The sequence below is a fragment of the Devosia sp. genome (assembly GCF_036676215.1).
In the GTDB taxonomy this organism is placed as follows: domain Bacteria; phylum Pseudomonadota; class Alphaproteobacteria; order Rhizobiales; family Devosiaceae; genus Devosia.
Map to the genome: position 1 here is coordinate 1 of NZ_JAKFDJ010000214.1, position 7,932 is coordinate 7,932.

Genomic DNA, 7,932 nt, shown 5'->3' on the forward strand with positions numbered 1-7,932 from the left:
GCCCGTGCCGGTGAAACGGTTCTGGCCCTGCGCGAGCACGAAGCCCTTGGAGGCAAAGGCCAGCGCCTGGCGCGCATTCTGCTCGACCATGAGAATGCCCACGCCCTCCTTGTTGACGCGGACGATGGTCTCGAAGATTTCAATCACGTAGCGCGGCGAAAGGCCGGCTGAGGGCTCGTCGAGCATCAGCAGCTTCGGCTTGCTCATCAGCGCCCGGCCCATGGCCACCATCTGCCGCTGTCCGCCCGACAGTTCACCCGCCGGCTGGCGCCGCTTTTCCGCCAGCACCGGGAACATCGCATAGACCCAAGCCATGGTTTCGGAGAAATCGTCGCGCCGGGTAAAGGCGCCCATTTCGAGGTTTTCCTCGACCGTCATCGAAGTGAAGACGTTCTTTTCCTGCGGCACGAAACTGAGCCCCTTGGGCACCAGCGCATCGGGCAGCGAATTGACGACATTCTCACCCAGAAATTCGATCGCGCCGCCGGTCACCTTGAGCAGGCCGAAAATGGCCTTGAGCGTGGTCGACTTGCCCGCCCCGTTCGGTCCCACGATGACGCCGATATCGCTTTGCTCGATGGCCATGTTGACGCCATTGAGGATCGGCGCGCCGCCATAACCGCCGACGACGTGCTTGAGTTCGATCAGAGCCATTAACGGGTCTCCCCAAAAAGTGGGAACCGGTTTTTGGAAAAGGGGACCCGCATCTAGGTCACCTCTACTGGGGTGCCGAAATAGGCTTCGACGATCTGTGGATTGGCGCGGATTTCGGCCATCGGGCCTTCGGCGATCTTTTCGCCCTGCGCCATCACGATCACCGGGTCGCAGAGCCGGCCGATCAAATCCATGTCGTGCTCGATGACGAAGAATGTATAGCCAAGTTCCCTGTTCATCCGTTCGATATTGGCGGCGAGGTCGTTGAGCAGCGTCTTGTTGACGCCCGCCGCCACCTCGTCGAGCAGCACCACCTTGGCATCGACCATCATGGTGCGGCCAAGTTCGAGCAGCTTTTTCTGCCCGCCCGACAGATTGCCCGCCAGTTCATTGCGCACATGGCCGAGCTTGAGGAAGTCGATGACGTCCAGCGCCTTCTTGCGCACCTCGGTCTCGCGCGACCTGGCTATGCCGGGGCGGAACCAGGCATTGCCCAAAAATTCGCCCGGCTGGTCGCCCGGCACCATCATCAGGTTTTCCAGCGCCGTCATGTTGGAGAATTCATGCGCGATCTGGAACGTGCGCAGCATGCCGGTGCGGAACAGCTGATGCGGCGGCAAGCCGGTGACATCGGCGCCGTCGAAGATCACCTGCCCCTCGTCGGGCACGATATTGCCGGCCACGATATTGAACAGCGTGGACTTGCCCGCCCCGTTCGGTCCGATCAACCCGGTGACCGAGCCGCGTCGCACCGACAGCGAGCAGTTGTTGACGGCGGTGAGCCCGCCAAAGCGTTTGCTGACGTTGCGAACGTCGATAACCAAGTCAGAGGACACCCAAACCGTCCCGATTCCTGAAGCCAAAGGTGCCCGGTTTAATCCGGGCGATTTTGAGGCATCTGCTCATAACAGGGAGATAGGGTCAACCTGACCGGCAGGTCAAAGGTAGGCGAGCACGGCGTCTGCTGTGGATTTGTTGTTGGCGCAGGGCACATCATAGAGCGTCGCCAGCCTTGTAAGCGCCTTGACGTCGACATCATGCGGCTGCGCCGAGAGCGGGTCGATGAAGAAAATCAGCACGTCGAGCCGCCCCTCGGCGATCATCGCACCCAGCTGCTGGTCCCCGCCCAAGGGGCCGCTCTTGAGCAGCGCGACCGGCAATCCGGTCGCTGCGATGACCCTTCCGCCGGTCGTCCCGGTACCCCAGAGTTCATGTTCGGTAAGCTTGTGCTTGTGCTGAACTGCCCAGGCGCACAATTCGTCCTTCTTGTCGTCATGCGCCACCAGGCCAATGCGTGCCATGCTGCCCTCCAAATGCAGGCAACTTACAAGCATGCTTCAGGCAAACAGGGCAATGGCCTCGCTGAGCAGGATGCCGATCCGGTCCACCGGAATATCGTCCCCCGGCCGCAGCCGCAGATAGCGGCCCTTCTTCAGCCCATCGCCCGCCAGCAGGCCCTCGCCGTTTTCGAGCAGCCGTCCATGCTCGAAATAGACCGAGACCCGATCCGCCTGTGGGAAGACCGAACAGACATGCCCTGCCCCGCCGTGGCGGAAATTGACCGATTTCCAGCCTGTCATCACCTTGCCGGAAAGGCCGGGATGCGCGGCAACGAGGGCTACCAGCCGCGCCGTCAGCTCGGCCACAGGCGGCGGCAGCGGCGCCACGAGATCAGCAAAGGCACCCGAATAGACGGGGTCGACAACGGATGTGAGCATGGCAGGATCCGGGTTTTGACGCCCTACGAACCTGTCATTGTCTCCTGACAGACTCTGTCAGCACACCCCGACGGATCGCCCTCACATGCGCGTAACGCAGCAGGTGGCTAGCCGGCCCGTTTGAAATAGGCGCCTGCCGCCGCTCTGAGACCGTCCACGAGACCGCGCGCGCCGGGCTCGCGCTCCGATGCCGCGCCGCCAAGGGTGAACACGCCGATCACCCGGTCGAGTTCGTTGGCCTGCGCTTCGGTCTGCTCGATGGCGGCGTTGGTTTGTTCCACCAGCGCCGCATTGTGCTGGGTCATCTCATCAAGCTGGCGAACCGCGACATTGACCTCGTCGATCGAGGCCGCCTGCTCGCGGCTGGCCCGCGCAATGCCGTCGAGCATGGTCGCGTTGGCACGGATCGCTTCCTGCACACCCACCAGCCGCTCGGCCGCGCTCGTCACTAGCCGCGTGCCGCCCTGCACCTCGGTGGCGCTCTGCTCGATCAGCGCCTTGACGTCCGCCGAGGCACTCGCGGCCGATTGTGCCAGCCGGCGCACTTCGACCGCAACCACGGCAAAGCCCTTGCCGGCGTCGCCGGCCCGCGCCGCTTCGACCGAGGCGTTCAATGCCAGCAGATTGGTCTGGAAAGCGATATCGTCGATCAGTCCGATAATGTTGGAAATCTTGGAGGAAGACTGGGTGATCCGATCCATGGCCTCGGTCGCCTCGCCCATCACCGCCCCGCTGGCTTCAGCCTCGGTCGAAACCGACCGTGCCCTCTGGCTGGCATCCTCGGCATGAGCCGCATTGTCCACTACCGTGCGGCTGAGCTGTTCGATCGCGGCGCTGGTTTCCTCGATGGTCGCGGCCTGCCGCGTCGTGCGCTCGGAAAGATCGTTCGCCCCCGAGAGGATTTCGCCCGTCGCGGTCTTGAGCGCGCCTGACGTGCCGCGCAATTGCGTGACGATCTGCCCCAGCTGTTCGGCAACACCATTGGTGTCGGTCTTGAGCTGGGCGAAGGCGCCCCTGTAGTCGCCATTCATGCGCTGGCTGAGATCGGCACGAGCCAGGGCGGCCAGCACACTGCCCGTTTCGGTCAGCCCACGATCGACGGTTGCCACCAGATCATTGACACCCTCTGCCAGCCGCCGCAGTTCGGGATCGGCCAGGTCGGTACCGACGCGCCGGGTGAAATCACCCTCGATTGCCGCGCCGACCACGGTGCCGATATCCTGCTGCAGTCCCTGGATGACGCTGACCTGCTGGGTGCGCTCCTCGGTCATGTCGAGCTCGGCCGCGCGCAGGTCGCGCATCCTGAGCCCATTGCCGCGGAACACTTCAACGGCCTCGGCCATATAGCCCAGCTCGTCGGCCCGCTCGAGCCCCGGCACGGCGATATCCAGCCTGTCTCCCGCGATCTCGGCCATGGCGTCGGTGAGGCGCGATATGGGGCGGGTAATGGTGCGCGCGACCAGCACGCTCACCAAGGCCGCCAGCGCCAGCAGCACCAGCCCGATGATCAGCATCGTGTTGCGCAGGCCCGTTGCGGGCGCCGAGATATCGGCCTGGCTTTCGAGCGCCACCACCGCCCAGCCGACGCCGCCGAAGCTCAGCGGCTCTGCCGCCGCGACATAGGCGGCGCCCGCGTGATGATCGAGCGCGCCCAGGGCCGCCGTGCCGCTCAGCGCCGCACCAACCGCCTCGCCCTGGATCGACAGGGTCATGGCATCATCGTCTGCGGTGATAGGTGAATTGTTGCGCGCCAGGCCATCCTGCCCGACGAGGAAGACTTCCCCGCTCGCCCCCAGGCCCTCGGTGCGATCGAGGACATCGCTGATGCGGCCGGTCGGCAGCTGGAACGCAATGACGCCGATCAGGAAGCCCTGGTCATGGACGGGCGCGGCGATGAAACTGGCCGCAGCACCGGCACTCGGGCCATAGGGTGCGAAATCCGAAAGGAAGACCTGCCCCTCCTCCGCCGCCATGGCGGCGCGCACCACCTTGCCCAGATCACTGTCGGCCCACGGCCCGCCGCCCTCGGCGAAATTGGTGGCGAAGTCGGCTTCCTTGAACACCGTATAGACGTTGTTGAAATCGGTATCGAACAGGAAGATGTCGTAATAGCCCCGATTCTGCAGCAGGTCGCGAAAGTCGGCATGCAGGTTGCGGTGGTGCAGGTCATAGACCGGCAGCTTGTCGGACGTGTCGAGCAGCAAGCGCTCGCCCGGGCCGTTCGGGTTCTGCGTGATATAGGCATCCTGGAGCAGTTCGGCTGGATCGCCCTGACCCGAGAGCGAGCGCATGGCACCTGAGAACGCGTCAATGGCAGCGGAGATTTCCGAGCGGCCTGAAAACACCGTCAGATCTTCGGCCACCTCCCTGAGATAGGCCTCGATAGCCGAATGCGCATTGGCCGCCGCGGCGCTCAGACGCTGCTCGGCCTGGCTGGTAACGATGGCATTGCTGGCAATATAGGCTGCAACCGCCAGGCTCGCCCCGGTCACCAGCGCGATCGCCACCACCATGGCCGGCAGTTTGAAGGCAAGTTTGAGCTGGGTCTTCATCGGGATTTCTTCCGCGGGCATGACGCGTCGGAATCATATGAAGAATATGGTTAAGGAAGCACTTCCAAGCACTTATCCAGAACGCCGCGACGCGGCCCGCGTGGAACGGGCCGCATCGGCGCTAGAACTCGCTCCAGTCGGTCGAGATCGCCGCATTGCCGTGGCTGAGATAGGTCTGCGCCGCCGAGCGAACCTTCTGAACGGCATTGCGGACCGGCGCCGGGGTGCGCTGTGGCGTCGCAGCAGGCTCACGCTGCGGCGTCACCGCGGGGGCGGCATCGAGCTTGAACACCTCCACCACCCGGTCGAGCTCGCTGGCCTGTGCCTCGGTCTGCTCGATCGCGGCATTGGTCTGTTCCACCAGCGCGGCATTGTGCTGGGTCATTTCGTCCAGCGTCCGCACCGCGACCGTGACCTCATCGATCGCGGCCGCCTGTTCGCGGCTCGCCTTGGCGATGGATTGCATCAGGCTTGCATTCTCGTTGACGGCAGCGAGCATGCTGGCCAGTTGGTCGGCGGCGTTGGACACAAGCCTGGAGCCGCCCTTGACCTCGTTGGCCGACTGCTCGATCAGCGCCTTGACGTCCGAGGAGGCGCTTGCAGCCGACTGCGCCAGGCGCCGCACTTCGACGGCCACCACCGCAAAGCCCTTACCCGCGTCACCGGCGCGCGCCGCTTCCACCGACGCGTTGAGCGCCAAGAGGTTGGTCTGGAAGGCAATGTCGTCGATCATGCCGATAATGTTGGAAATCTTGGCCGAGCTTGAGGTGATGCGCTCCATGGCCTGGTTCGCCTCGGTCATGGTGACCCCGCTCTGCGCCGCGCTCTGCGACACCGACTGGGCCTTGCCATTGGCATCCTCTGCCATCTGGGCATTGTCCGCCACGGTGGACGCCAGTTGCTCCATCGCCGCCGAGGTCTCCTCGATGGTCGCCGCCTGCTTGGTGGTCCGCTCGCTGAGATCGTTCATGCCGCTGAGGATTTCGCCTGTCGCCTGCTTCAGCGACCCCGAAATCTGCTTGGCGCCGCCCACGATTTCAGTGAGCTTTTCGCTCACCAGATTGGTATCGGCCTTGAGCCGGGCAAAGGCCCCCTGGTAATCCCCATGCATCCGCTGTGTCAGGTCGGTATCGGCCAGCGCTCCCAGCACCTTGCCGGTCTCGCCGATGCCACGGTCCACCGTTTCCACCAGATTGTTGACGCTTCCGGCGAGGGAATTGAGCTCGGGGTCGGGGAACTGCGCGTGCACGCGCTTGGAAAAGTCCCCGGCAATAGCCGCGTCCACCACCTCGCCAAAGGCCGCCTGTAGCGCCACCATCATGTCGGTGCGCTCGATGCGGCGGCGTTGCGAGGCGGCACGCTCCTCCTCGGTCATCGCGGTAACCTTGAGGCCATTTTCGCGGAACACTTCCACCGCCCGGGCCATCTCGCCGACTTCATTGCCGCGCGTGGTAAACGGCACCTCGGCGTCAAAATCACCCTCTGCGACCGTCTTCATGGTCTGCGCCAGTCGCGGCACCGATGCCATCATGAGCCGCGACAGTGCGTAACCGATGGTGCCCAGCACGCCCAGGGTCACGAGGCCCACTACGAGCAGCAATTTGAGCGTGTCATAGATCACGGCTTCCACGGCCGCCTTGTCGATGCCCACGAACAGGATGCCGACAGCCTTGCCGGTCTGGTCGACGATCGGCTGATAGGCCGTGTAGTAGGGCTTGCCGACAATATTGGCGTCGCCGAAATAGGTTTTGCCTTCCATCACCGAAGCATAGGCCGCGCTGGTCTGGCCCAGCGGCGTGCCCACAATGCGCGCGCCATCGTCGCCGACAATGGTGGTCGACATGCGCAGGAAGTCCTGACTGGCTTCATCCCAGCCGAAGATGGTCGCGGCCTCGCCGGTGATGCGGGCGATGGAATCGACGAGTTCGTCGTTCAGGAACTTCCGCGGCATAGCCCAGGTCGTGACCTTGTCGATACCGTTGTCTTCCAACCACGTCACTTCCGCCCCCGGCAGGCTGCCCTGGACAACGGTTGCCGCGGTCTTGAGGTTGGTCATCTGCTGAGCGAGCGCCACTTCGCGGGTCGACGCACTGAGGTTGATGTAGATGGCGGCCGTGACTACCGTCACCGAAACGATGATTGCCGAAATCACCAGCACGGCAATCATGGTGGTCAGCTTGATATTGCCGAAGAATTGGCCGACGCGATTGAACATGCCCGTTGCCCCAGAAGTCCCTGCGCGGAAGTAAAGTCTGTCCGCGCCTGTAGTCCGGAAAATTATCAGGCCAGGCTTAATCGAGTGTTTATCATGCCCGCTATCCGGGGCTCACGCCGGTTTGACAAGCGAACACGTAGCTATGCCCTTCTTTTGGCAGATCAATTTCAAACTTGTCGGACAAGTTGGCCGGCCCGAATCTGGGCCGAAATCGCGCCAGACATGAAAAACCCCGCGTCGCCTGAGCGCCGCGGGGCCCTGTAATCACGCTTGCCTGGAGGCTAGAACTCGCTCCAGTCCGGGGCCACTGCGGCGTTGCCATGCGTCTGAAGATTGGCCGAGGCAGCGGCCAGGCGCTGCTGCAGGCCGCGCGCACCCGTATTCGGTTCGGGCTGGCGTTCGCTGCGCATCGGCAGGGCGTCGTGCCGGGCGATGCGGAACACTTCCACGATCCGGTCGAGCTCGGTGGCCTGCGCCTCGGTCTGCTCGATGGCGGCATTGGTCTCTTCCACCAGCGCGGCATTGTGCTGGGTCATCTCGTCCATGGTCCGCACCGCAGTGGTGACTTCCTCAATCGCCGAGGCCTGTTCGCGGCTGTCATTGGCGATCGATTCCAGCAGCCCGTTATTGCCGCGCGCCGCCTCCAGCATCGTCTTGAGCTTGCCGGCCGCGTCGCCAACGAGCTTGGAACCCGAGCTTACTTCCCCTGCCGATTGCTCGATCAGCACCTTGACCTCGCTCGAGGCCTGCGCCGCCGACTGCGCGAGGCGCCGCACTTCCACCGCCACCACGG

Annotated in this window: 7 protein-coding genes; all 7 read right to left on the bottom strand. The window is 63.9% G+C overall.

The features are described 5' to 3' along the window. On the bottom strand, window positions 1-654 hold a 654-nt coding region (locus V6M52_RS17455), incomplete at its 3' end, for an ABC transporter ATP-binding protein (protein WP_332702105.1). Window positions 655-707: 53 nt separating this feature from the next. Continuing rightward, entirely contained in the window at window positions 708-1,490 is a 783-nt protein-coding gene (locus V6M52_RS17460) for an ABC transporter ATP-binding protein (RefSeq protein WP_332702106.1), read from the bottom strand. Between the two features lie 102 nt (window positions 1,491-1,592). Beyond that, window positions 1,593-1,967 carry a methylglyoxal synthase gene (locus tag V6M52_RS17465; RefSeq protein WP_442881882.1) on the bottom strand — a complete coding sequence of 125 codons (375 nt, stop codon included), beginning with the start codon at window positions 1,965-1,967 and terminating at the stop codon, window positions 1,593-1,595. Between the two features lie 24 nt (window positions 1,968-1,991). Further along, window positions 1,992-2,372, bottom strand: coding sequence for a DUF1801 domain-containing protein (locus V6M52_RS17470; protein ID WP_332702109.1), 381 nt, complete (start codon window positions 2,370-2,372; stop codon window positions 1,992-1,994). Between the two features lie 107 nt (window positions 2,373-2,479). Beyond that, entirely contained in the window at window positions 2,480-4,924 is a 2,445-nt protein-coding gene (locus tag V6M52_RS17475; RefSeq protein ID WP_332702111.1) for a methyl-accepting chemotaxis protein, read from the bottom strand. Window positions 4,925-5,045: 121 nt separating this feature from the next. Continuing rightward, a complete protein-coding gene (locus V6M52_RS17480; RefSeq protein ID WP_332702112.1) occupies window positions 5,046-7,139 on the bottom strand; it encodes a methyl-accepting chemotaxis protein in 2,094 nt (697 codons plus the stop codon). Window positions 7,140-7,420: 281 nt separating this feature from the next. Beyond that, window positions 7,421-7,932, bottom strand: a 512-nt coding sequence (locus V6M52_RS17485) for a methyl-accepting chemotaxis protein (RefSeq protein WP_332702115.1), incomplete at its 5' end; no start/stop codon positions are given.

Excerpts from the sequence above, each read along its gene's own strand:
- V6M52_RS17470 (WP_332702109.1), bottom strand. The coding sequence starts at position 2,372 with ATGCTCACATCCGTTGTCGACCCCGTCTATTCGGGTGCCTTTGCTGAT.
- V6M52_RS17475 (WP_332702111.1), bottom strand. The coding sequence starts at position 4,924 with ATGAAGACCCAGCTCAAACTTGCCTTCAAACTGCCGGCCATGGTGGTG.
- V6M52_RS17480 (WP_332702112.1), bottom strand. The coding sequence starts at position 7,139 with ATGTTCAATCGCGTCGGCCAATTCTTCGGCAATATCAAGCTGACCACC.